Raw genomic sequence first — 24050 nt, 5'->3', positions numbered from 1 at the left:
CCGGTTCGCCGTGTCCGTGCGGCGCCACCCTACCGGCCGGTCACTTGCTTGTCTCGGGTCCTTGTACCGGGGGCGCCGGGCTCGGGTTCCGCAGGGGTGGCTAGGGTGCTGGGCAGTGGACGTGCGTGAGCGAACGTCCGTTGTGCAAGGGGGGTAGGGGGAATGACTCCACTGGGGCTGAGTGTGGCCATGTGGTGGTGGATCGCCGTCCTGGTGACGGCGCTGTTCTTCGCGGTGTTGGTGATTCCGCAGCCCACGCGGAAGTACCGGATCATGGCGGCGCTGGCGCCGTTCGGCGGGGCGCTGTTCCTGCTGGGCCACTACAAGATGAGGGGCATGGATCCGGCCGATGCTCTGATGATGTACTCGTTCGCGATCCTGAGCATCTCGCTGGGGCTGGTCGGCCACGTTCGGAAGCTGTCGCTACGGACACTGGAGGCGGAGCGGGAAGGCCGCTCGGCGGATCAGGGCGTCTGGACAGCGGGCGCGCTGGTGCAGCTCTTCGTGGCGTTGGTCGTCGGGATGACGGCTTACTTCGTGCTCAAGCCGTAGGCGCCCGGGCGCGGAGGAGCGGCGCACGGCGGGCTGCCGCCCGCCGTACGCCGCTCGCGCAGGTCCAGTGGCCGGGCCGTCAGTTGACCCAGAGGACCGGGCTGCCCGCGGCCGAGGTGTCGGTGACCGGGCCGTAGCTGGCGCTGAAGTAGCCGGTCGAGAAGCACAGACCCGGGCCGGAGACCAGGGTGGCCGCTTGGTTGGCGAAGCCGATGGTGTTGCCGCTGTTCGAGGTGGAGCCGGAGATGCCGTTGGGGCTCTGGTAGTCGCACTCGACGCTGCCGAGGAGGGTGTTCAGCACCACCGTGATCCCCACCGGGCCGGCGGTGCCGCCGTTGAGCGCGACGTTGTTGCCGGAGTCGGAGGTGACGGTGTTGGTGTACGGCAGGCTGGTGGCGGTGACGCTCTGCACGCCCATGACGCCCATGACGGTGGAGGTGCAGGAGTCGAAGGACTGGCTGTTGAGCTGCTCGGTCGCGCTGCCGGGGGCGGCCGGGTTGGACGTCACGGTCGCGGAGAAGGAGGAGCTGGCGCAGCTGACGCCGTTGGTGCTGCCGGGGCCGTCGGTGAAGGTCGCGGCGGTGCCGGAGACCAGATTGGCGGTGAGGGTGTCGCCGACGGAGACGGCGGGCCCGGAGGCGCTGCCGGTGGTCAGTACGGCGCCGGCGTCGGCCTGGGCCGGTGCCACGGCGGCGCCGGTGAGGGCGATGGCGGCGAGGGATGCGGCTGCGAGAGTGCGACGGATGCGCATGAGGGTGCCTCTCTCCGTCCGGGGACGGGTGGGGGGAATCCCCGCGTGCGGGTGTGGTGGTGTGCACGACGGGGGAGGTGTCGGCGTACCGAGGGCTCCGGCGGACCGCGGTACGGGCGGGCCCGGCGCCACGGGCCCACGCGTGCGGTACGGCGGTGTGCAGGTGCGACTTCGCGGAGGTACGGCGGTGCTGTACGAGGCGGTTCGGATCACAGCGGCACGGAGCCGGATCGGTGCGGACGTGCGGTGCTGTGGGGGTGCACGTCGGCGGCTGCCACCGCCGCGGCCCGAGGGCCTGTCTTCGAACTCCCCTCTGCGGGGCGCCGCCGGGGCCGTCGGAGCCCTGGAGGTCGACCGGTGGTGGCCTGCTCACCCACCGGTTGGAAACCTGCCAGTGTTGTAAACCCGCTCTTCCGTCAATGTCAATACAGGACACAGGAGTTGGGATGGGTCGGAAGTACTTCCGGAGTGCCGATGTGATCCTGCTGCCGGGGGCCCGGACCGGCCGGGATCCGGCCAGATCGATCAAGCCCGGCCCGCGCCGACTGCCCGCCGGGGTGGTCGCCGCGACCCAGCGCGAGCGGCTGCTGGACGGGCTGGTCCGGACGGTGGCCGAACGCGGCTACCAGCACGCGACGGTGAGCGACATCTGCCGCTCGGCGGGCGTGACCAGGCCGGTGTTCTACGAGCTGTTCAGCGGCAAGGAGGACGCCTTCCTGGCCGCCCACCGGCACGGCACCGGGGTGGTGATCCGGCGGATGGCGGCGGCCTTCGCGGCCGAATCCGACTGGTGCGCCGGGATTCGCCAGGCGCTCGGCACGATGCTCCAACTCCTCGCCGGGACACCGTCCTTCGCGACCATGGCGGTGATCGAGATCGAGGCGGTCGGCCCGGCTGGGCGGCATGAGCGGGACCAACTCCTCACCCGCTTCCGGGCGTTCTTCGCCGATGTGCCCCAACTGCCGGGTGGGGTAGGGGTGGAGGAGATGGTGGACGCCGTGGTGGGCGGCGTCTACAGCGCGCTCTACCGGCGGATCGCCTCCGGCCGCACCGCTCAACTTCCGGAACTGCTGCCGATGTTGAGCATGTTCTGTCTCTCGCCGTTCCTCGGCCCGGCGGGGGCGGCCGAGCGGCTCGGGGTCGGGAACGGTGAAGATCCTTCGTGCACCTCTCTTGACCCGGCCAATACCGGGCAGTAGCTTCCCAGTTACTTCGCGCTCCGACCGGACCCGCCCCGCTGCCGAGGGGCGGACGGCCCGGTCGGGCCGCGCAACGCTGTCCGCGCCAGGGCAACGTGCCAGTGCCTGCACACCCATCCATCCAGAGGGAGCACACATGGCCATGTCCGAGGACGCCGCCGCCGCGGCGGAAACCCCGCAGACGCCGACCGGAACCAGAAGAGGCCGGGTACGGCTGAAGCGCTCCGTCCTGATGGCCGTACCGGCCGTCGCGATCGGGGGCGTCCTGATGACCCTCACCGCCCAGGGCGTGCTCGCCGCGCAGTTCTCCATCTCCGGCATGCCGTTCACGATCACCGCGGACAAGCTTGAGGGAGACGGCTTCGCACAGTTCGGCGACCTGGACAAGATGATCCCCAACAGCCCCAACAAGGGGAACACCGGCGGCCAGGTGCTGGTCGCGGTGTCGGCGATCAAGACCGCCGAGATCACCAATCTGTGCCAGAGCGTCGACCTCGGCGGCGTCAACCTGGTGATCCACGCCGGCGACAACGGCACCCCGGTCTCCGCCTCCGACCTCACCACCGACTCCGATCTGCTGTCCGGTGACGCGGAGTTCAAGAAGATCGAGATCGGCGGCGACGCCAGCACCTTCGAGAAGGCCGGCGACATCGGCAAGGGCAAGCGGGGCGTCTTCGGCCAGCAGGCCGACCACGTCCAGCTGACCCACCTCAAGCAGCACAACTACGCGAGCACCGCCGCCGGGTTCAAGCTGCCCAACCTGCGGCTGAGTTTCAGCTCCAAGGGCTGCTGAGCATGACGGAGTCCGTACCGGAGCCGGCCGGAACCGGCGACGGCGGCGTTGCGCGGACCGAGGGGGTGACGGCCGAGGGGACGGCCGCCGCGCCCGCCGCCACGCCCCCCGTCGCGGTTCCATCGGGCCCGGTCAAGCGCGACTGGCGGGGCAAGAGACCGTTCTGGGGCGGGCTGCTGGTGACGCTCGGCGGCGCCGAGATCCTGTTCACGTTGTGGGCCCCGCTGCCCGTCCTGCTGCACATCGGGATGGCGGGACTGGCCGGGTACCTGGTGCCGGTGGTGATGCTGCTGTGCGGCCTGCTGATCCTGTTCAACCCGGCGCAGCGGCTGTTCTACTCCGTCCTCGCGGTGCTCGCCTCGCTGGCCAGCTGGGTGACCTCCAACCTGGGCGGCTTCCTGATGGGGATGCTGCTCGGTGTGGTGGGCGCCTGCCTGACCTTCGGCTGGATGCCCGACCAGCCGCTGCGCCGTGGGCGGCAGCGGCGGGAGGACCGGCGCGCGGAGCGCCGGGCGGCGGCCGGGGCCGAGGCGGGGGTCTGACGCCTTCCGGGGCCCGACCCGCAGCAGGGGATCCACGGCGGCGCCCCGCGCCCCGGTGGTGGGAGAGCACCGGGGACGCGGGGCGGTCCGTCAGCCGGTCGGCCGATCAGGAGGTCCGCCGACCAGAAGCTGCCGGTCAGATCGTCGAGGCGTCGATCACGAAGCGGAACCGGACGTCGCCGTCCAGCAGCCGCCGGTAGGCCTCGTTGATCTGCTCGGCCCGGATCAGCTCGATCTCCGCGGTGATGCCGTGCTCACCGCAGAAGTCCAGCATCTCCTGGGTCTCCGGCAGCCCGCCGATCATCGAACCGGCGAGCGAGCGGCGCCCGATGGCCAGCGGGAACGGGTGCATCGTGACCGGCTTCTCCGGCATGCCGACCTGCACGATGGTGCCGTCGGTGCGCAGCAGGCCCAGGTAGGCGCTCAGGTCGAGGTCGGCGGAGACGGTGTTGACGATCAGGTCGAAGCTGCCCGCGAGCTCGCTGAAGGTCGCCGGGTCGGAGGTGGCCCGGTAGTGGTCGGCGCCGAGCTTGAGGCCGTCCTCGCGCTTGCGCAGCGACTGGCTGAGCACGGTGACCTCCGCGCCCATCGCGTGGGCGATCTTCACACCCATGTGGCCGAGGCCGCCGAGGCCCACGATCGCGACCTTCTTGCCCGGGCCGGCGCCCCAGTGGGCGAGCGGCGAGTACAGCGTGATGCCCGCGCACAGCAGCGGTGCGGCGGCGTCCAACGGCAGGTTGTCGGGGATGCTCAGCGCGTACGCCTCGTCCACCACCAGCTCCGCGGCGTAGCCGCCGTAGGTCGGCAGGCCGTCCTTGCCCATGGCGTTGTAGGTGAAGACGACGCCGCCCTCACCGGTGCAGTACTGCTGCAGGCCGGCCTTGCAGTTGTCGCACTCCCGGCAGGAGTCGACGAAGCAGCCGACCCCGACCCGGTCGCCGACCTTCCAGCGGGTGACGCCCGGGCCGACCTCGCTGACCACACCGGCGATCTCGTGGCCCGGGACCATCGGGAAGATCCCGGTGCCCCAGTCCTCGCCGACCTGGTGGATGTCCGAGTGGCAGATGCCGGAGTACTTGATGTCGATCACGATGTCGTGCTCGCCGACGGCCCGGCGGGTGACGGTGGTCTTCGCCAGCGGGGCGTCGGGCTGCTGCGCCGCGTAGGCGGCGACGGTGCGGGTGGTGCCGTTCGTGCTCTGCGTCGTCGTGTCCGTCGTGTTCGTCTCGTTCGTCATGACCACAAGACTGCGACGGCGCCGGAAGGCCAACCAGACCAGAGATCGTCGTACGAAGGCGGGACGTACGACCGCGAGGCGTAGGGAAGCGGAACGTACGACTGCGGAACCTACGCACGGCAGTATCACCTTCCCCCGCCCCCGGCCGCGCCGGATCGCCCGCATACTGCAGTCATGGACCAGCGCACCGAACTCAGCGAGTTCCTCCGATCCCGCCGCGCCCGGCTGCGGCCCGAGGACGTGGGCCTGCCGGACACCACCACCCGTCGGCGGGTGCCCGGACTGCGCCGCGAGGAGCTGGCCCAGCTGGCCGGAGTCAGCACCGCCTACTACACCCGGCTCGAACAGGGCCACGGCGAGAACGTCTCCGCCGCCGTCCTGGACGCGATCGCCCGGGTGCTGCGGCTCAGCCCCGCCGAGCGCGACCACCTCGGCCGGCTCACCAAGCCCGCCCGCCGCCGCCCCGGCCGCGCCGCCGCCCGCCCGCAGCGGGTGCGGCCCGCGCTGCAGCAACTGCTGGACGCGATGGAGGGCGTGCCCGCGTACGTGCTCGGGCGGCGGCTGGACATCATCGCCTGGAACCGGCTCGGCACCGCGCTGCTCGGCGACTTCGCCGCGATGGCGCCCGAGCAGCGCAACATGGCCTGGCAGGTCTTCCTCGACCCGGCCGCCCGCGAGCTCTACCAGGACTGGGAGAGCAAGGCCACCGACGTGGTCGGCATCCTGCGCCTGGACGCCGGACGTGACCCGGACGACCCCCGGCTCGCCTCGCTGATCGGCGAACTCTCCGTCAAGAGCGACGACTTCCGCCGGCTGTGGGCCACCCACCGGATCCAGGACAAGGGCCACGGCGTCAAGCAGCTGCACCACCCGGTGGTCGGGCGGCTCAGCCTGCAGTACGAGACGCTGCGCCCGGCCGGGGACGGCGACCAGGTGCTGGTCACCTACCACGCCGAACCGGGCTCCCCCTCCGCCGAGTCCCTCCGGCTGCTGGCGAGTTGGGCGGCCACCGAGCTGCGGGCGGAATCGGGGGAGGCGGCTGGGCGGGCCGCCGAGCAGCGCCGGTAGGCGTCGGGCGGGTTCGTCTGCTGGTCCGTCGACTGGTTCGTCGACGGAGGGCCGATGGTCCCGGGTCCGTCCGGGGCGATCGGCCCTTCTCGCGTCCGGTGGGCGGCAGTTGACTGGGCATGTCATGGACAACAGCAGCAGCAAGGCCACCGCCACCGCCATCGGCACCGCCGAGTACGACCGTCTGATCGCCCGCCACCACGCGATGAGACTGCGGCGCCAACTCCTCACCCCCGCCTCGCCGTCGGGGTCCGAGCCCGGATCCGACTACGGCTTCGGCGGCAGCGAGGGCTACGACGGCGCGAGAGACCAGCACCTGATCCGCGATGACCTCGACCAGGTCGCCCCGCTCGCGGAGCTGATCGACCACCTCTACGCGGCCATGTTCCGCCGCCGCCCGTACCTGCGACCGCTCTTCCCCGCCTCGATGGAGTTCCAGCAGGCCCACCTGGAGCGGATCTTCCAGCATCTGATCGACCATCTGCACCACCCCGCAGACCTGGAGCAGATGCTCCGTCAACTCGGACGTGACCATCGGAAACTGGGTGTCCGGCCGGTCCACTACGAGGCTTTCGAGGAAGCCCTGTGCGCGGCGATCCGGCACCGGGCCGGCGAACGCGGGACCGAGGAACTGGAAGCCGCCTGGGTGCGGATGCTGCGCTTCGCCGTCGGTGCGATGGTCGCCGGCGCCGACTCCGCGCTCACCGAACCCCCGTACTGGCACGCCGTGGTGACGGGCCACGAACGCCGCCGCCCCGACCTCGCCGTGCTACGGGTGCGCACCGGCGAGCCCTACCCCTACCGCGCCGGACAGTACGGCACCGTCGAGCACCCGGCGCTGCCGCACACCTGGCGGCAGTACTCGATGGGCTGCGCCCCGCGCACCGGCAACGAGCTGGAGTTCCACGTCCGCCGCACCGGCCCCGGCGGCGTCAGCGCGGCCCTGGTCGAGCACACCGCCGTCGGTGACCGGCTGCGCCTCGGCCCGCCGCGCGGCAGCCTGCTGCCCGACGGTGACGCCCGCGACCTGCTGCTGATCGCGGGCGGCACCGGGCTCGCCCCGATGAAGGCCATCGTCGAGCAGCAGGCCGCCCGCCGGCCGCCCGGCCGCCGGGTCCACCTCTTCGTCGGCGCGCGCGACCGGTCGGACCTCTACGACTGGCCGGCGATGGCCGAACTCGGCCTGCACAAACCGTGGCTGTCGCTCACCCCGGTCACCGCCGGCCGGCTCGCCGACACCGTGGCGGCCGCCGGGGACTGGCGCGAGCACCTCGCCTGCGTCAGCGGACCGGCCGGGATGGTCGCCTCGGTGCGCTCCGAACTGCTGTCGGCGGGGCTGCCGTTGGCGCAGGTGCGGTACGACCAGGTGCTCCACCGGTAGCCCGGTAGCCCGGTAGCTCGCTACCGGTAGCAGTAGGAATCCGAGGAGGCGTCGCCGCCCGCCAGGTGGGTCTGGTGGACGCGCAGGCCCCGGAAGTCCGCGCCGTTCGGGAAGAAGCGCTCGTCGATGCTGAGCCCGCCGGCCTCGGGGTCGGCGTCCAGCTTCACCAGCCAGGGGTCGATGCCGTCCGGGTAGAACTGGTCGTCCCAGGCGCCGTAGAGGGAGTTGGTCAGGTACAGCCGCCGCCCGTCCCGGCTGATCTCCACCATCTGCGGCGCCCCGCTCAACGGCCGCCCGGGCTCGGCCGGGTGCGGCGTCCGGGCGACCACCCCGCCGAGGCGCACCGAGGAAGCCAGCCGGGGGTGGAACGGGTCCGAGACGTCGTACTGGAACAACTCACCGGTGCCCCAGGCCGACACGTACAGCCAGCGGTCGTCCACCGACAGGTTGATGTCCGTCACCAGCGGCGGCACCGCCCCGAACGGCCGGAGCGCCGGCGGCAGCTCCTCGGCCTTGGCCGGCTCGGCGGGGATCTCGATCACCTTGCGCGCGGTGAACGCCGGCCCCTCCCGGCACCAGAGCCACACCGAGGAGGAGAGGTCCTCGACATTCGTCACCACCCCGGCGAACCCCCACTCCGCCTGCGGATCGTGCGCCGGGCGCAGCTCCAGCACCATCTGGTACTGGTCCCCGAAGTCGATCCGCTGCAGGTGCCGCCCGGTGCCCAACTCCCAGAAGTGCAGCGCATGCCCGTACTTGCGGGCCAACAACTGCTCGGGCAGCACCCCGTCCTCGACCATCCACGGGGTGCCCCACTCGCTGGTCACCCCGACATCGGTGCCGAGGTGCCACCACACGTCGTACGCGAAATGCTGCGGACCGCGCTCGGTCTCCCAGGGCCGGAGCACCTCGAAGGTGTTGTGGTCGAGCAGCGCCACCCCGCCCGGCCCGTCGTCGCCGTCCCCGGAGCCGAGGCAGGACAGGAACACGCCGTCCGGTCCGCAGTGCAGGGTGTGGGGCCGCGAGTAACCCGCCTTGGCGGCCAGCTCCTTCGCCTCCACGGTCTTCACCAGCCGCGGCCGGACCGGGTCGGGCCGGGTGTCCATCACGTGCAGCCGGGACGACCGCAGCCCGGGGAGGAGCAGATAGCGCCGCTCCGGGTTCTCGTGGCAGGCGTGCGCGAGCGCACTGGAGCAGGCATTCCACCCGAAGTGGTGCAACTCATCGCCCAGGGTGGGAAGCTCGGCGAAGTTGAGCACCTTCCCGTAGCTCGCCGACGCCGGATCGGTGTCGACCGTGAGCAACGCGTCCGGCTGCTGCGCCGACCGGTCGAACCCCGCCACGTACGCCAGCTTCTCCGGCGGCGCGGCGATCGCCTCGGACGCCGAACGGTAGAGCGACGGATCGGTATGCCCGTGCTGCATGCAAACTCCCCAACTCGCCTTGTCTGTCCGGGAAGCGTTCCACATGACCACCGGCGCACAGCAGGCGCACGAGAAGTGGTCAGGAGGCGCGGGCGGCTACCCCGGGCGGGTATTCGACCCCGGATCGTCCGATCGGGCCGAACGGGGGAGTCCCCGTCCGGTGGCACCCGCCGCCGCACGCCCCGCACCTACCGGCCGGTATCGTCGTGGCTCGGAACGGGTGGTCACCCGCCGTAAAGGGCGGGCGGAGCAGAGGGACGGGTTCAGGGCAGATGGAGTTTCGGGAAGACATCCTCGGTGCCCCCTATGAGGCGGCGGAGCTGACGCTGCGGTCCGACGGCGAAGGGACGGTCTGCGCGACCCTCGTGCGGCGGCCGGTGCCGGGGGCGGACCGGGCGGTCCTGTACATCCACGGGTACAACGACTACTTCTTTCAGACCCACCTGGCCGATCACTACACGGCGCTCGGGTTCTCCTTCTACGCCCTGGACCTGCGCAAGTACGGGCGCTCGCTGCAGCCGCACCAGTCGCCGAACTTCGTCCGCGACCTCGCCGAGTACGACGAGGAGATCGACGAGGCGGTGCGGATCATCCGGGAGGTGGACGGCCACGGGCAGCTGCTGGTGAACGGGCACTCCACCGGCGGGCTGGTGGCCGCGCTGTGGGCGGGGCGTCGGGCCGGGCGCGGGGTGGTGGACGGGCTCTTCCTGAACAGTCCGTTCCTGTCGATGCCGGCCGCGCAGGCCGTCCGGACCGCCGGCGGTCCGGTGGTGACGGCGCTCGGGAGGCTGGCACCGACCCGGGTCCTGCCGTCCGCGCTGAACCCGCACTACACCCACAGCCTGCACAAGGACCACCAGGGCGAGTGGGACTTCGACCTCACGCTCAAGCGGGCCGAGGGCTTCCCGCTGTTCGCGGGCTGGCTGGCGGCGATCCACCAGGGGCACCGGCAGCTGCGGCGCGGGCTCGGGATCGACGTGCCGGTGCTGCTGATGGCCTCGACGCGGTCGATCTCCACCACCAAGTGGCACAACGCCCTGCACCACGCCGACGCGGTGCTGCGCGCCGACGACATCGCCGCCGAGGCGCCGAGGCTGGGCCGGCACGTGACGGTCGTGCGGATCAAGGGCGGCATGCACGACCTGGTGCTCTCCGGCGAGGCGGCCCGCGACCAGGTGTTCGCCGAGCTGGACCGCTGGCTGGCCGCCTACCTGGACGTGCAGCCGGTGGGGGAGAACGCGTGACGGACGAGCCGGTGCCGGTCGGTCGGCGGACGGACCTCGGCTTCGCCAAACTGATGCCGGACATCGACCGGGACGGCGGCTGGCTGCTCACCCTGGACGGCACCCCGCAGTCGTACGTCGACCTCGCCGACCCGACCCACCTGGAGTTCGAGTACACCCGCAGGCTCGGCCACCTCGCCGACGCCCTCGCCCCCGCCGGGCGGCCGCTGGACGTGCTGCACCTCGGCGGTGGCGCGCTGACGCTGCCGCGCTACCTGGCCGCCACCCGGCCGGGCTCGCGGCAGCGGGTGGTGGAGGTGGACGGGCCGCTGCTCGACCTGGTCGCCGAGCACCTGCCCTGGCAGGGGCTCGGTGCGGACATCACCGCGACGGTCGGCGACGCCCGGGAGGCGCTGGCCGCGACCCCGGCGGGCAGCCAGGACCTGGTGATCGCGGACGTCTTCCACGGCTCCCGCACCCCGGCGCACCTCACCTCGGTGGAGTTCCTGCGGCTGGCCGCGACCGCGTTGCGCGAGGGCGGCTGCTACGCCGCCAACCTGGCGGACGGCCCGCCGCTGGCCTTCGCCAAGGCGCAGGCGGCGACGGTGCGGGCGGTGTTCCCGTACGTCTGCCTGGTGGCGGAGGCCCCGGTGCTGCGCGGGCGCCGGTACGGCAACATCCTGCTGGCCGGTTCGACGGCGCCGTTGCCGACGACGGAGCTGAGCCGGCTGCTGGCGGGCGACATCTTCCCGGCCCGGCTCACCGAGGGCGAGGACCTGTCCGCCCTGGTCGGCCGTACCGCCCCGGTGACGGACGCGGACGCCACCGACTCCCCGCCCCCGCCGGACGGCGCCTTCAGCATCGGCTGAGGCACTGTCGGCGGACGCGCCTGCGGAGCGGTGGCGCAGGCGGGGAGCCGGCCCGCGGTGAGGGCGGGCCGGCGATCCGTATCGGGCCGTGGCATCGGCGCGTCGGCGGGACGGGGTGTGTGGCCGGGGTGTCAGAATCGGCGGGTTCATGCCGGGGCTGTCCACGGAGGAGTCTGTAATGAGCGGCGGGGAGCGGCCGGAGTTGGGGCAGGTGCCGGAGACGGCACTGTGGACGCTGTGGCACCGGGCGCTGGAGGCGCGCCGGCCGGACACCGTGCTCCACGACCCCAAGGCCGTCGAGTTGGTCGACCGGATCGACTACCCCTTCGCGGAGCGGTTCGGCACAAGCGGTACACAGGCCCAGCTCCAGGCCCTGCGCGTGGCCTGCTTCGACCGCGAGGTGGCGGACTTCCTGGCCCGGGAGCCGCGCGGCACCGTGGTCTGCCTGGGGGAGGGGCTGGAGACCCAGTACTGGCGGGTCGACAACGGGCGAGCCCAGTGGCTCACCGTGGACCTGCCCGAGTCGGTGGCGCTGCGTGAGCGGTTGCTGCCGCCCGGGCCCCGGCAGCGCTACCTGGCGGCCGACGCCACCGCACTGGGCTGGGTCGACGAGGTGGACAAGAGCCGTGGCGTATTCGTCACTGCAGCAGGCTTGTTGATGTACATTCAACCTACTCAGGTGCGAGCTCTGATCGCGGGCTGTGCCGAGTGCTTCCCGGGCGGCTCGCTAGTGCTGGACGCTGTGCCGCGCTGGTTCGGCAGGCTGACCCGCACCGGCAAGCTGCGCACCCACGGCTACCAGGTGCCGCCAATGCCCTGGGCGATGGACGCGGGCGAGCGGGCCAAGCTGCGCACCGCCAGCCCCGCGGTGGTTGATGTGCGGGATGTCCGGCCGGTCGGCGGGCGCGCGCTGGTCGGCGCGCTGCTGCCGCTGGCCCTGGCCGTCCCGCCGCTGGCCGCGCGGCTGCCCTCGGTCACCGTCCTGGACTTCGCCGAACAGCCCATGCGGTCGTAAACGATAGGCAGTGGGTTGCCGCGCTCGGGACTTGTCTCCGCCCGCGAACATGAAGGTGTGTCTGCTCCAGACGCCATGGGACATCGACCACGTCGCCACACAGCTCGGTGTCGTCGGCGGCGGGCGAACGCCTTGACCGGCATGATCTGCCCAGGTTCAACCGGTCGTTGCAACACTGCCTTGTTGGACCAACAGTAGCCAGGGGCGTTTCAAAGTCCTACTCATTTTGTAGGTGGGCTGCTCAAGGGATGTCCAGGAGGTCGAGCGGCCAGTCGAAGGGGTCGCAGGGGACATGGCGGAGCCCGGCGGCGACATTGTGGTGTCTGTGTCGGCGGGGGGACACAGACCATCAGCCCAGCGATCACGGATGTCCTGGCCCTCGATGGGTCCAGGTGAGGCCCGGCTTGTGGAGAGAGTCCGGCAGCGCGGAGGACGACGCGAAAGGGGGGCGGGTTCAACTCCACCCGGTCGAGTGAAAAGGTCGGCAGTGGCGGCGCATTGACCAGGTGGGTCAGCGCCGCCGTTTGCCCTTGGATCGTGCGGTACTCCGGCGGGCGCGGGCAGCGTTCAGGCGGCCGAGCTGTGCCGAGCGCTCGCGCAGCGGGCCGTCGGCCAGGGAGCGGAGGGCGGCGAGGCCGGCCTGGTCCGGATGCCCGGAGGCGACGGCGGCGGCGATGGCTTCGCTGGCCTTGCTGCGGCCTTGGGAGAGCAGCGAGTCGATGGTGGCATCCTCCCTTCCGGCCTCGAGCAGCTGGAGGAGGCTCTCGGCGAGCACGAGCAATGACTCGGGGCCGGTGAGGTCGTCGGGGTGGAGGATCTCGCGGTGGGTGAGGACGCTGAGTGCGGTCGGGGCGAGCTGCGAGTCGCCGCGCAGACTCCGCAGGAGCCGCTCGCCTTCGCCATCCGGCAGGGCAACGGTGAGGACGTCGAGCAGGGCGGCAGCACGGGTGCGCCACGGGGTGTCGCGTACGGCCTGGACGAGTTCGGCCAGCGCGGCCTCGGGTCCGCCGCGTGCCCGGGTCCAGGCGGCGAGTTCGAGGCGCGCGGATGCGGGGTCGTAGTGCTCGGCCAGGACGCCGAGCAGCCCGGCGGCCGGGGCGTGGGTGAGTTCGCCGACGAGGGGTGCGTTGCGGCCCTCGGCGAGCAGCCGTAGCCGTACGGCGTGGGTGCCGAGGTCGGTGAGGCGGATCAGTTCGACCGGGCCGGCGGTGAGTTCGCCGCGCAGTTCCTCGGCGCGGCGCGGTGCATCGGGAGCCGGGGGGCCGAGAAGGGCGGCCAGCTCCGGCGGCATGCCCGGCGGCAGGGCCGGTGCGGGCGGTGCGACCGGCAGGTCGAGGAAGCCCGGATGGGCCATGCCCTGTTCGCGAGTGATGACGCCGAACTGCTCCAGGGTGTCGAGGACCTCGCGAAGGTCGGCGTCGGCCTGCCGCAGCCAGAACTGCTCCTGGGCCAGTTCCTCGCCGGTGAGGAGGAAGCGGGTGTCATAAGCCAGGTGGGTCGAGACCGCGAAGCGGCTGGTCAACGGCCTCGTGCAGCAGTTGGAGCAGCACATCATCGCGGAGGTCGTCGAAGCGGCGATCGGCCCGCTGGTCGAGACCGTCGCGAAAGCGGTCGGCGGGCTGGTCTTCGACGCGGCGTCGGCCGCAGCCGGCGCGAACGGCGCCCCCGGGACTGGCTTCCAGGTCGACCTGGCGGCACTGGAGGCCCACGCCCACACGATGCATGAACATGCGGAGACCGTCGCCGGACACGCTCAGACCTTCCAGACCAAGATCGCGGGGTTGAGCTTCGAATGAGCAACCCGATCGTCAAAGCCCTTGAGCACAGCGCGCAGAAGCTCGGCAAAACCCTCGCGAAGGACGCCGGCAAGGCGGTGAAGGACTTCTACCGTAAGACCGGCGACAACCTGAAGAAGGTCGCCCACCACACCCGCCAGGCCGAAGCCCAGCACGCCCGCGAGATGGACAAGATCCTCAAGGGCGCAGGTGGAAAGGACGTGCCTCGCCCGCGTTCCGGAGGCGGCGGCGCCCGATCCGGCCGCGGCGGTCGTCGGCCCCGTCTGCGGGACGGTGCGGCCGAGCCGCGGAGGACCGCGGTGCCGTTCGGCAGCCGCAAGTGCCGCAGCGATCCGATCGACATCGCCACCGGCGAGATGGTGCTGTCACAGCAGGACGTGCGCCTGGAGGGCGCACTGCCGCTGGTGCTCTCGCGCACCCATGTGTCCTCGTACCGGTGCGGGGGCTGGTTCGGGCGTTCCTGGGCCTCCACCCTCGACCAACGGGTGGAACTCGACGGCGCCGGAGTGGTGTTCGCGACCGAGGACGGGATGCTCCTGTCGTACCCGGTTCCGGAGCCGGGCCTCGCGGTGCTGCCGGTGGAGGGCCCTCGCTGGCCGTTGGAGTGGGATCCGGCGGTCGGTTCCGAGATACGGATCACCGATCCGGTCGAGGGCGTGACCTGGCACTTCGACGGGCTGAGCACGGCGGCGGGCGCTGCCGGGCGACCGGCGGGCGTGCTGCAACTGCCGCTGGTGGCGATCAGTGACCGGAGCGATCGTCGGATCGACATCCTGTACTCCGAGCAGGGAGCTCCCGTGGAGGTGCGCCACCACGGGGGCTACAGCGTCCTGGTGGACACCGCCGGGTCCCGGGTCACCGGGCTCCGACTGGTCGGGGAAGGGCCCGAGTACGGGGCCCGGCCCCGGCGGCCCGAACGGACAGTGGACCATCTCGGGGACACTGATCCTCTCGGGAGTGCGAAACAGTCGACGGTCGGCCTGGTCGACTTCGGGTACGACGAGAACGGCGACCTCGTCGAGGTGGTGAACTCCTCCGGCCTGGCCCTGAGGTTCACGTACGACGAGGACACGCGGATCACCACCTGGACCGACCGCAACCAGCGCCGCTACCGCTACCTGTACGACCGCGCCGGCCGGTGCGTGCAGACCAGGGGAGACGGTGGCTTCCTGGACGCGGTCTTCTCCTACGACAGCGAGCGGCTGACCACCAAGGTCGCGGACGCACTGGGCCAGGTGACGCTATATCAGCTGAACGAACTCGGCCAGACCACCGCGGAGACCGACCCCCTGGGCCGCACCACCCGCTACACGTGGGACCGTTACGACCGCCTGACCACCAGGACGGACGCCCTGGGCCGGGTCACCGCCTACGAGTACGACCCGGACGGCAATATCGCCGCCTTCACCCGCCCGGACGGAGCCGTGACCAGGGCGTCGTACAACGCCCTGCACCGGATGACCACGGTGACGGAGCCGGACGGCGCCCTCTGGCGCTACGACTACGACCGGCGTGGAAACCCGGTCACCACCACCGACCCGCTCGGGGCGGTGACGCGCTACGGGCACGACGAGTCGGGCTTCCTGGTCTCAGTGGAGGATCCCAACGGCGACCGGACCGTCTTCGGCAACGATCCGGCGGGCCTGCCCCTTTCGGTCACCGATCCGCTCGGTGCCACGACCTCGTGCGTGCGCGACGGGTTCGGTCGCCTGGTGCGGGTCACCGACCCGCTCGGCGGCACGACCACCTACGGCTGGTCCGTCGAGGGGGACCAGCTCTGGCGGACGGCACCCGACGGCGCGACCGAGTCGTGGCGGTACGACGGCGAGGGGAACTGCCTGGAGCACACGGACGCCATCGGTGGGACCAGCTGCTTCGAGTACACCTACTTCGATCTGGTCTCGGTCCGTACCGACCCCTCCGGCGCCCGCCACGCATACGTCTACGACGAGGAGCTGCGGCTCACCCAGGTCGTCAACCCACAAGGGCTGACCTGGACCTACACCTACGACGCGGTCGGTGGTCTGGTCTCGGAGACCGACTTCAACGACCGCACACTCGACTACCGGCGCGACCCGCTGGGCCGACTGACCGGTCGCACCAACGGCGCCGGGCAGACGGTGGGTTACGTGCTGGACGCGATCGGCCGGACGGTGGAGCAGCATTCCGACGGCCAGGTCACCAGGTTCGCCTACGACGCCGGGGACCGGCTCAGCCACGCCGTGGGCCCGGATGCCGAACTGCGCTTCAGCTACGACGCGGTCGGCAGACTGCTGTCCGAGAGCTGCAACGGCAGCGTTCTGACACACATGTACGACGCCGTCGGCCAGGCGTTGTTCCGGCGGACGCCGTCGGGGGGTCGAGAGCAGGTGGACGTACGACCGCGCCGGGAGGCCGCTGGCCCTCGCCTGCGGCGGCGAGCCGATCCGGTTCGGTCACGACCCGGCAGGTCACGAGACCGAGCGCCGGTTCGGTGCGGGCACGGTGGCGCAAGCCTGGGACGCCGCAGGCCGGTTGACCGGCCAGATCCTGGCGCGGGCAGCCGCCGGCGCAGGGCATGCGCAGAGTCCCCTCCAGCACCGGGAGTTCGGCTACCGGCCGGACGGCTTCCTGGCATCCGTCGAGGAGCCGGACGGCGAGGGCGTCGCCTACGTGCTGGACGAGCTGGGGCGTGTCACCGGGGTGTCGGGCCCGGCCCGGTCGGAGCGCTACGCGTACGACCCGGCGGGCAACATCGTCCGTGCCGACCGACCCGCCACGACAGGCTCCGCGGAAGCCGAGCACCAGGGCGAACGCCTCTACGAGGGGACCCTGGTCAGGCGGGCGGGCCGGGTCACCTACGGCTACGACGGCCAGAGGCGGATGGTCACGCAACGCCGAAGGCTGCTGTCCGGCGGCAGCAGGGAGTGGCGGTACAGCTGGGATTCCGAGGACCGTCTCGTCGAGGTGGCCACCCCGGACGGTACGGTCTGGCGGTACCTGTACGACCCGATCGGGCGGCGGATCGCCAAACGGCGACTGCACGGCGACTGGAGCACCGTGGCGGAGAGCGTCACGTTCACCTGGGACGGCGCCCTGCTCGTCGAGCAGGTGCACACCGCGGGCGACGAGGACCTGTCGAGAACCACCACGTGGGACTACGAACCCGGCTCGCACCGTCCGGTCTTCCAGACGGTGCGAGCCGTGCGCCGGGACGGCTCGCGTGAGGGGACCGTCGACGAGCGGTTCCATGCGATCGTGACCGATCGGGTGGGCGCGCCGACCGAACTGGTCGATGCGGCCGGGCAGATTTCCTGGCGGTCCGTCAGCACGCTCTGGGGGAGCCGGTACCACGACACGGGGGCGGAGCCGGTCGACTGTCCGATCAGCTTCCCGGGCCAGTACCGCGACGCCGAGACCGGGCTCCACTACAACCTCTACCGCTACTACGACCCCGAGACGGCCCGCTACGTCAGCCTCGACCCCCTCGGGCTCGGAGGAGGCTCCAACTCGTCCTGGTACGTGCCGAACCCGACGGAGTGGACGGACCCGCTCGGGCTCGCACTCTGCCGGACGACGCCCCGCCTGGAGACGGGGGACCTGAGGAAGGGCTGGATCCACATCGATGCTCGCCACATCACCGGGAACCACCCGAAGGGCCCGGGCGACCTGCTGCCGCCGAGCACCACGAGGGATCATGTGCTGGAAGCCGCCGAGAAGATCGTGGCCAAGGGGAAGCGCGTGTCCGACAATCCGAACGGCAGAATTCAGACCTTTGACAAGAGGATGAAGGTGAACGGGATGCGCGCGGTCTTCCGAGTCAGCGTAGACACGCACGACGGCAACAACATCATCACCTTCTTCCCGGTGGGAAAGAGCTGGAAGCCGTGATCTCTTTTCGTTTCACCCGCAGTCCCGGCCAGGAGCCCGAGAGCGGGTTCGACCTGGGCGACATGGAGATCGACGGGGACCAGGGCAGCCTCACCTCGATCGGGCACTCGCCGGACCAGGGGATGATGATCTTCCTGTCCCTCGCGCTGCTGCTCGGCGGCCTGGCGCGCCTGGAGACCAAGCATCGGGGCTCCTTCTCGTTCGGGGCGGTCGACTCCTCGTTCCAGGTCGACTTTCGGGTGAAGAAGGGAGCCGTCGCGGTCTCCCAGGGGCGGAGGACGGTGGGCCGGCCGCCCCTGACGGAGCTCTACCGCGCAGTGCTGGCGGCGGCCGAGGAGTTCGCCGCCCGGGAGCTGCCCAAGACCCCGATGGACGCGGGGCGGGAGGACCTGGAGCTGTCCCTGTCGGAGTTCCGGCAGTTCCTCGCCGCCCGCGAAGGCTGACTCCGAGACTGCCGCAGCGCGCCCGCGCAGTGCGGGCCCGCTCCGGCCGTAGCCGTCAACCCAGCTGGGCGAGACCCTCGGTGGCGATCTTCTCGAAGACGGCGAGGTCGTTCTCGAAGATCGAGTCCGGGACCGGCCAGTGGATCACCAGCTCGGTGATGCCCAGCTCCACGCGGTTCTCCGCTCACCAGGTGACCCGGCGCCTGCTGACCGAGGAGATCGACGAGAGGACCCTGGAGCAGGCCCCGGGCCGTGTCCCGGCCGTTCTTGGCCGACTACCGGAGGCACCGGGACGCGATGGCGGCTGGCGCCGGCAAGCTCGGCTACCTGTTCGGCCAGCCGACCACCGGGGAGGACCGGGTGAAGGAGACGCTGGAGGCATTCGTCGGGGAGCTGGCGGGCGTGTCCGGCCTGGTCCGGAAGGCCGTCGCGGCGGCCGAAGCCGGCCGGCTCCCCAGGGCCGTCTGAACTCCTGGCGGCCCAAGCCCACGACCAGCCTCGGTCAACCCGAGAAAGTCCTCGGTCACGCTCCCGGGCGGCCGAGCAGCGGGCCGCCCGGACGGCGTCCGGGTACGCCTTCATACCAGGTCAGGCCGTCGGCCATTCCCAGACCTTGGCCTGCAGATCGGTCCTGCGCAGGCCCTTGAGCCGGACGTCCGACACGGGCTCCAGGTCGAGCTTGGTCAACGGGTCGCTGATCAGGGTCAGGACCGGTTTCCCTCCGCTGCCCTCGTTGAGGTGTTCGGCGATGACCAGGACGTAGTTCTCTCCCTGTTCCCACGCACGCTTGTACTCCGCGGCAGTGAGGGTGACGTCGCTCGGTCGGGCGCCGCCGTGTGCCTTGATCTCGTAGTAGCGGCCAGCGCTGTCGACCGCGTCGGCTCCGACGTTCTGCTTTCCGCGCTGGTCGAGGCTGTCCGTGTCCTCCCCGAGCACGGCGGCGAGGGTTCGGATGACGAGGGCCTCCTTGGAACTGCTGTCCTGGTACCCGTGCCGGGTGGACTGCCCACGGGGCACGGCCCCGCCCGGCCTGGGGGTCGACAAGCCGCTTGCTCGGGTACGGGACGGACGCTGCGGCTGAGTCGGGGCCGGTCCCCCAGTGGTGCCGGTAGCCGGCCCGGTCCGGCGGACGGTGGGTTGGCCGAGCCGGTCGAGGCCGACCAGCCGTGGTGGGTCGGGCACGGCGGCGTTGCGCGGCTTCGGCAGTGCTGGCGTGGGTGTTGCCGCTGCTCTGCCGTCGGGGGCCGACCGGGGCGCAGGCACCGGTGCTGCGGGCTTCGCCAGGGTACGGCCCGTCTTCCTCGCCGGCTTCGGGGAGGGGCCGGGCTTCGCGGGCGCCGGCGCGGCCCGCAAGGAGCGGTCGCGCAGCAGTTCTTCCCGTCGCTGTCGTTCCTCGAAGTCACGCTGGCCTGCTGTGGTGAGGGGTACAGCGTGACCGGTGGCGACAGCGTCCTCCTCCCAGAAATCGCGCCAGTGGCGGGCCACCCGGCCGCGGGAGCCTGCGAAGTGGCAGGCCACGGCGGCCCCGGTGCCCAGTCGGGCGGACAGTTCAGCCGGGGCGGAGAGGACCAGGGCCTTGGCGGTCCGGTCGATGTGGGCACCGACGGGGATCTCCAGCGGCTCGCGGTCCTTGCCCGGGTCCAGCCGGACGCGCAGACCCGGTAGGACGCGCACGTCCAGGCCTGCGAGCCACGCCCAGTCCGTGAAGGACTCGGCGGCCGTCGGCTCGTCCCGGACCAGGCGGTCTTGCAGGGCGGTGACGGCCCGTCGGAAACTCTCGGTGAGGCCGGGATCGGATACCGCCGTGTCGGGTTCGACGGCCTCGGCCGAGGCTAGGTCCAACTGCTGCACGCCGAGCGAGCCCAGCAGCCCGGCGAACTGCTCCGCGTCGCCGCCAGGCTGCCAGAGCGGGACGCGGGCGGCCAGGGCCACCTCGACCGACCGGTGGGCGGCCACGGCGTAGACCGGACGCTGTTTGATCCACCCGGCACTGGTCCACAGCGGCAGCCAGCGCAGCTTCGACCTCAGGCCCGGCGTGACGGTCGCGCCCGTACCGCCAACCAGCCTGTTCAGCGACCGCAGCGCCTCCAGCATCAGCCGCTCCCGGTCCCCTCCCGGAGGGGAGCCGTCGGCCGCGAGCTCCTTGAGGGCCTGGACCAGGTCCTCCGGACTCGGCTCCTCGATTCCCAGGACCTGCCAGAGCGGCAGCAGCTCCGGCCCGGGCGGAACGAACGCGCGCATGCCGTACAGGATGGCGGTGCCCCGGAAACAGTCATCGGCACGGCGCCAGCCGAGGTCGGTGAGGACCAGCGCGTCATCGCCCCGCAGCGCCGCCGCGACCCGCTTCTCGACGTGCGCGCGAGGGGTTTCGGCCGGGCGTTCCGTCAGGCGCCGGGCAAGCGCCCGGTAGACCAGGTAGACCTCGGTCTTCAGCTCCTCCGCCTCGGCCCCCGTGCCCAGCGGCCGCTTTCGCAGCTGCCGGGGGCGGCCGATCAGCTGGGGGATGTCGGGGTCGCCCGCCACGCCGAGTGCTGCCAGCACGTCGGACCGGTGGGAGAGCGCGTGCTGAAGCTCCGCGTGCAGGTAGTTCGGTTCGTCCTGTCCGAAGAGCGCCTCGGCGTCGGGGGTGCGCTGCTGGAGCCGGCCGGGCCGACGCAGGACGCCTTTCTCGTCCTCCAGCCAGGCGCTGTCGCGCAGTTTCCAGATCCAGAACGCGGGTACTGGGCCGCGCTCGATCCAGGTGCGTTTGCCCACGGCGGCCTGGACCGTCGCCTCGGGGCCCGTGGTCATGCCTGACCTGCCCAGGGATTGGAGTAGCGCGGCCGTACGCCGCCTCCGCTCGGAGACGTCCCGCTCTGCGGTGATGTTCTTGACGACTCGGTCGAGGTCGAGCGAGGTCTGATCGTTCAGCGTGTGCGTGGCTCCGAGCCGTGCCAGCGCCAGTCAGCGATTCTCAGGAGCCAGCCGCACGTCGCGGGGCAGCCCCACCCGCGTGTCGCGGGACCGCTTGTACGTCTTCCCCTGCAGGAGCGAGAACAGCCGGGGGGTGTCCGTCACGCCCAGCAGGCGGAGGAATGCCGTGGGGCTCAGACCACCGCTCTGCGAGACGGGCAGGAGCGCCTTGGCGTAGGAGCGGTGGGCCCAGAGGAGTGCCGTCGGTCGCCACCGTGACCTGTTCGAGGTCGCGCAGGAAGAGCAGGGAACTGTCCTGCCAGTTCTCGAACCAGGCAAGGAGCTCCTCGGCGGAGAGGACCCCGGGGTCGAGCGGGATGCGGAAGACCGTCCACTCCCGCCCGGAGATGTCCGCCGGCAGGTGCGGCGGGTCGGCCGGGGCCAGGGTGACGTCGGCGAACCGTACGTGGTACGGGTGCCCGTGCACCTCCCAGGAGGTCGAGAGCATCCGGAGCGTCGTCAGGCCGATACCGAATCGACCGGTGCTCCCGGAGTCCAGGCTCTTGCCACTGACCCACGGCAGCCCGAGCCGTGGGATGTCGGCCAGGCGCAGGCCGCTGCCGTTGTGCGCGACCAGGAGCTCGGTCGTCCCCGGCCGGCTCCTGAGGTCGTCGGCGATGGAGCGGGTCGCCCGGGTGTGTCCCTGGTCGGTGAGCACGGTGGCCACGTCCGCGAGGGTGGTGATCAGCGCGCCCAAGTCGGTGAGCGTGTCGGCGAGATCGAACGCTTCGTCGTCGGCGCCCTGTTTCGCGAGGAAGGGTGCCAGGCGCATGATCGGTCCTTCCCGCTCGTCGGGGTCGGACACGGTCGTGAGGATGGCGCAGGCGCGGTGGGCGAGGGCGCCGTCTCGGTCGCCGGCCTGTGCGAGGGTGGCGGCCAGGCCTTCCAGGACGTGGACGCTGCACCGAGGGGCCGGAGGTGTACCTCCTGGGCGTCGCGCCGTCGCCGGTGACCCCGCTCCGGGCCATGCGTCCGGCGTCGGCGGCAGTGCCGCGCCAGGTCCCACGACTCGGTGGTCTCCTGCAAGCCCTCGGCTGGCACGATCAGCTCCTTGGAGCCGCGCAAGGCTTGTTGATGTATCTCCCGCCGGCCCGGGTGCGAGCCCTGATCGCAGGCTGCGCGGAGCGGTTCCCGGGCGGCTCGCTGGTGCTGGACGCCGTGCCGCGCTGGTTCAGCCGACTCACCCTGACCGGGAAGGTGCGTGCCCACGGCTACCAGGCGCCGCCGATGCCGTGGGCGATGGACCCGAGTGAGCGGGACAAGCTCCGCACCGCCAGTCCGGCGGTGGCGGCGGTACGGGACGTCCGGCCGACCGGCGGACGCGGGCTCGTCGGTGCCCTGCTGCCACTTGCACTGACCACTCCGCCACTGGTCACTCGCCGTCCCTCCGTCACCGTCCTGAACATCGCCGAGCGGCCCGAGCAGTCGTAGCCGGGCTTGACGCCCCGACCAGACCACCCGCCCGCCGTCCCGCAGGAGCGATCCGGCTGAGCCCGTGGGGGGATGCGACGGCCTTACTCCGTGGAGGCTCTCGGCGTGCGCCGTACGACGTCGTTCACCCCGGGCACGGGCGGTGCCGTCTGGCCGCGTCGGCGGCGCAGCCAGAGGTAGAGCACCAGGCACGGCAGCAGCAGCCCGACGGCGCTGAGGACGAGAAACGCCGTCAGGCTGCTGATGTGGCTGACCAGCCAGTCGAAGTTCTGCCCGAAGAAGCCGACCACGAAGGACAGCGGGAGGAACACGGTCGCGATGATCGTGAGCCGTTCCATCGTGGCGCTCTGCCTGAGATTGATCTTGTTCTGCTCCACGGAGATCACCGCGATGTTCGCTTCCAGAACGGTGGCCAGCAGATCACGCTGGGCGGCGACCTCCTCGTTGACCAGCAGCAGATGGTCGTGAACGTCGCGGAAGTACGGCAGGAGCTCGCCCGGAGACTGGCCGGGCAGCAGCCGCCGAGCGAGTACGGCGAGCAGCGGGTGTACGGCGCGGTAGAAGTCGGTGGCCTCGCGGCGCAGGAAGTAGATCCGTTCGGTCGGGGCGACTGCGCCGGAGAACACCGTGGCCTCGATCTGCTCGATGTCGCGTTCGAGTTCGGCGACGACGGGCGCATAGCTGTCGACCACCTGGTCGAGGATCGCCCACAGCGTCGAGGCGCTCCCGGTCCGCAGCAGTTCGGGGCGGCGCTCGAGCCGGCTGCGGGCGCCGGCCAGCTCGCTGGCGATGCCCTGGCGAACGGTGATCACGAAGTGTTCGGCGAGGAAGATGCTGATCTCGCCGGTATCGATCTCCTCGCGCTCGTCGTCGTAGCGCGCGGTGCGCAGGATGATCAGCTCCGTGCCGTCCTCGTACTGCTCGGCCTTCGGCCGCAGGTGGAACGCCTGGGCGTCCTCGACGGCGAGCTCGTGCAGCCCGAAGCTCTCGCGTACCTTGGCCAGTTCCTCGGGGGCCGGTTCGAACATGCCGAGCCAGACGAATCCGCCCTGGGTGCAGCGCGCGGCCGCCTCCTCCAGCGGGATCGGGCCCTCGTGCTGCCGGCGTCCGGCGCGGTAGTGCGCGCAGTCGACGATCATGGTCTTCCTCCTTGCGCCCAGCCGGTTGCGCCGCGTGTCGCCCACCGGCGGCGGAGCACGCCGTAGACGGATCACAGCAGTGGACACCCCTCTGATTGACTTGACTCGCCGACACTGCTGAGACGTTCCTCGGCCACGAGGAACGCGAGATCCTCGCCCTGTCCCAGCCCGCAGTGGCGGGTCCTGCGCGCCGAGCCATCGGTTCCGCGTCACGGGTGTCGGGATTCCGCCTGGGTCGTGCCGTGCCGCTCGAGGATCGATGCCCGCCCGGGGCTGATGGCGGGCCTCGGGCACGAGAGTAGTCTGTTCTGTCCGAGCAGGGGATCGCCACCGCGCGCCGGGGCAGCCCGGTCGTCGGTCCGGAG

General features: G+C 71.5%; 21 protein-coding genes and 3 pseudogenes. 16 read left to right on the top strand and 8 right to left on the bottom strand.

The window, feature by feature from the left end; all coding sequences use genetic code 11:
- Positions 1-189: 189 nt before the first annotated feature.
- Positions 190-552, top strand: coding sequence for a hypothetical protein (locus ACH4E7_RS25290; protein ID WP_396251318.1), 363 nt, complete (start codon positions 190-192; stop codon positions 550-552).
- Positions 553-631: 79 nt separating this feature from the next.
- Here ACH4E7_RS25290 and ACH4E7_RS25285 read toward each other — a convergent pair whose 3' ends face one another.
- Positions 632-1303: a Tat pathway signal sequence domain protein gene (locus tag ACH4E7_RS25285; RefSeq protein ID WP_396251317.1), complete on the bottom strand. Its 672-nt coding sequence runs from the start codon at positions 1301-1303 to the stop codon at positions 632-634.
- A gap of 446 nt (positions 1304-1749) precedes the next feature.
- Here ACH4E7_RS25285 and ACH4E7_RS25280 point away from each other — a divergent pair, with 446 nt between their 5' ends.
- From ACH4E7_RS25280 to ACH4E7_RS25270, 3 genes are all read left to right on the top strand, one after another.
- Positions 1750-2502: a TetR/AcrR family transcriptional regulator gene (locus tag ACH4E7_RS25280; protein WP_396251316.1), complete on the top strand. Its 753-nt coding sequence runs from the start codon at positions 1750-1752 to the stop codon at positions 2500-2502.
- Between the two features lie 136 nt (positions 2503-2638).
- Complete coding sequence (locus ACH4E7_RS25275; protein WP_396251315.1) at positions 2639-3295, top strand: DUF6230 family protein; 657 nt, start codon at positions 2639-2641, stop codon at positions 3293-3295.
- A gap of 2 nt (positions 3296-3297) precedes the next feature.
- Positions 3298-3837: a DUF6114 domain-containing protein gene (locus ACH4E7_RS25270; protein ID WP_396251314.1), complete on the top strand. Its 540-nt coding sequence runs from the start codon at positions 3298-3300 to the stop codon at positions 3835-3837.
- Positions 3838-3973: 136 nt separating this feature from the next.
- Here ACH4E7_RS25270 and ACH4E7_RS25265 read toward each other — a convergent pair whose 3' ends face one another.
- Entirely contained in the window at positions 3974-5074 is a 1101-nt protein-coding gene (locus tag ACH4E7_RS25265; RefSeq protein ID WP_396251313.1) for an NAD(P)-dependent alcohol dehydrogenase, read from the bottom strand.
- Positions 5075-5248: 174 nt separating this feature from the next.
- Here ACH4E7_RS25265 and ACH4E7_RS25260 point away from each other — a divergent pair, with 174 nt between their 5' ends.
- Together ACH4E7_RS25260 and ACH4E7_RS25255 are read left to right on the top strand one after the other, a co-directional pair.
- Positions 5249-6142, top strand: coding sequence for a helix-turn-helix domain-containing protein (locus tag ACH4E7_RS25260; RefSeq protein WP_396251311.1), 894 nt, complete (start codon positions 5249-5251; stop codon positions 6140-6142).
- A 124-nt stretch (positions 6143-6266) separates the two neighbouring features.
- Positions 6267-7523 carry a globin domain-containing protein gene (locus ACH4E7_RS25255; protein ID WP_396251310.1) on the top strand — a complete coding sequence of 419 codons (1257 nt, stop codon included), beginning with the start codon at positions 6267-6269 and terminating at the stop codon, positions 7521-7523.
- A gap of 20 nt (positions 7524-7543) precedes the next feature.
- On the opposite strand, the gene ACH4E7_RS25250 is transcribed toward ACH4E7_RS25255, so the two are convergent.
- Positions 7544-8947 (bottom strand): selenium-binding protein SBP56-related protein, encoded by a 1404-nt coding sequence (locus ACH4E7_RS25250; RefSeq protein WP_396251309.1) that lies wholly within the window; start codon positions 8945-8947, stop codon positions 7544-7546.
- 272 nt (positions 8948-9219) lie between these two features.
- On the opposite strand from ACH4E7_RS25250, the gene ACH4E7_RS25245 reads away from it, so the two are divergent.
- The 3 genes from ACH4E7_RS25245 (at position 9220) to ACH4E7_RS25235 (ending at position 12054) form a co-directional block, all read left to right on the top strand.
- Complete coding sequence (locus tag ACH4E7_RS25245) at positions 9220-10191, top strand: alpha/beta hydrolase (protein WP_396251308.1); 972 nt, start codon at positions 9220-9222, stop codon at positions 10189-10191.
- A gap of 53 nt (positions 10192-10244) precedes the next feature.
- Positions 10245-11039, top strand: coding sequence for a spermidine synthase (locus ACH4E7_RS25240; RefSeq protein ID WP_396251423.1), 795 nt, complete (start codon positions 10245-10247; stop codon positions 11037-11039).
- 178 nt (positions 11040-11217) lie between these two features.
- Positions 11218-12054, top strand: coding sequence for a class I SAM-dependent methyltransferase (locus ACH4E7_RS25235; RefSeq protein WP_396251307.1), 837 nt, complete (start codon positions 11218-11220; stop codon positions 12052-12054).
- A 511-nt stretch (positions 12055-12565) separates the two neighbouring features.
- On the opposite strand, the gene ACH4E7_RS25230 is transcribed toward ACH4E7_RS25235, so the two are convergent.
- Positions 12566-13576 (bottom strand): hypothetical protein, encoded by a 1011-nt coding sequence (locus ACH4E7_RS25230; RefSeq protein WP_396251306.1) that lies wholly within the window; start codon positions 13574-13576, stop codon positions 12566-12568.
- Positions 13577-13592: 16 nt separating this feature from the next.
- Here ACH4E7_RS25230 and ACH4E7_RS25225 point away from each other — a divergent pair, with 16 nt between their 5' ends.
- From ACH4E7_RS25225 to ACH4E7_RS25205, 5 genes and pseudogenes are all read left to right on the top strand, one after another.
- On the top strand, positions 13593-13850 hold the full coding sequence (locus tag ACH4E7_RS25225; protein ID WP_396251305.1) for a hypothetical protein: 258 nt from the start codon (positions 13593-13595) through the stop codon (positions 13848-13850).
- Positions 13847-16027: pseudogene (locus tag ACH4E7_RS25220) on the top strand (DUF6531 domain-containing protein); the annotation flags it as partial. The gene ACH4E7_RS25225 and the pseudogene ACH4E7_RS25220, both read left to right, overlap by 4 nt.
- Before the next feature lie 220 nt (positions 16028-16247).
- Positions 16248-16826, top strand: a pseudogene (locus ACH4E7_RS25215) (RHS repeat protein); the annotation flags it as partial.
- Between the two features lie 207 nt (positions 16827-17033).
- The gene (locus ACH4E7_RS25210) at positions 17034-17720 is read left to right on the top strand and encodes an RHS repeat-associated core domain-containing protein (protein WP_396251304.1); all 687 of its coding nucleotides are present in this window, start codon (positions 17034-17036) and stop codon (positions 17718-17720) included.
- Positions 17717-18163: a hypothetical protein gene (locus tag ACH4E7_RS25205; RefSeq protein WP_396251303.1), complete on the top strand. Its 447-nt coding sequence runs from the start codon at positions 17717-17719 to the stop codon at positions 18161-18163. Before ACH4E7_RS25210 ends, ACH4E7_RS25205 begins: the two co-directional genes overlap by 4 nt.
- Positions 18164-18218: 55 nt before the next feature.
- On the opposite strand, the pseudogene ACH4E7_RS25200 reads toward ACH4E7_RS25205, so the two are convergent.
- Positions 18219-18332 (bottom strand): annotated as a pseudogene (locus tag ACH4E7_RS25200) (LLM class flavin-dependent oxidoreductase); the annotation flags it as partial.
- An 83-nt stretch (positions 18333-18415) separates the two neighbouring features.
- On the opposite strand from ACH4E7_RS25200, the gene ACH4E7_RS25195 reads away from it, so the two are divergent.
- The gene (locus ACH4E7_RS25195) at positions 18416-18631 is read left to right on the top strand and encodes a hypothetical protein (protein WP_396251302.1); all 216 of its coding nucleotides are present in this window, start codon (positions 18416-18418) and stop codon (positions 18629-18631) included.
- A 120-nt stretch (positions 18632-18751) separates the two neighbouring features.
- Here the strand turns inward: ACH4E7_RS25195 and ACH4E7_RS25190 are convergent, their stop codons facing one another.
- Positions 18752-20953 carry a hypothetical protein gene (locus ACH4E7_RS25190; RefSeq protein WP_396251301.1) on the bottom strand — a complete coding sequence of 734 codons (2202 nt, stop codon included), beginning with the start codon at positions 20951-20953 and terminating at the stop codon, positions 18752-18754.
- Between the two features lie 163 nt (positions 20954-21116).
- Positions 21117-21887, bottom strand: a complete 771-nt coding sequence (locus ACH4E7_RS25185; RefSeq protein WP_396251300.1) for a hypothetical protein — start codon at positions 21885-21887, stop codon at positions 21117-21119.
- Between the two features lie 302 nt (positions 21888-22189).
- Here ACH4E7_RS25185 and ACH4E7_RS25180 point away from each other — a divergent pair, with 302 nt between their 5' ends.
- Positions 22190-22546 carry a hypothetical protein gene (locus tag ACH4E7_RS25180; RefSeq protein WP_396251299.1) on the top strand — a complete coding sequence of 119 codons (357 nt, stop codon included), beginning with the start codon at positions 22190-22192 and terminating at the stop codon, positions 22544-22546.
- A gap of 83 nt (positions 22547-22629) precedes the next feature.
- On the opposite strand, the gene ACH4E7_RS25175 is transcribed toward ACH4E7_RS25180, so the two are convergent.
- The gene (locus ACH4E7_RS25175; protein ID WP_396251298.1) at positions 22630-23685 is read right to left on the bottom strand and encodes a CorA family divalent cation transporter; all 1056 of its coding nucleotides are present in this window, start codon (positions 23683-23685) and stop codon (positions 22630-22632) included.
- Positions 23686-24050: the final 365 nt, after the last annotated feature.

Source organism: Kitasatospora sp. NPDC018058, from assembly GCF_044327205.1.
In the GTDB taxonomy this organism is placed as follows: domain Bacteria; phylum Actinomycetota; class Actinomycetes; order Streptomycetales; family Streptomycetaceae; genus Kitasatospora.
The sequence above is the reverse complement of the archived record's forward strand: the minus strand, read 5'-3'. Positions and strand labels throughout refer to the sequence as shown.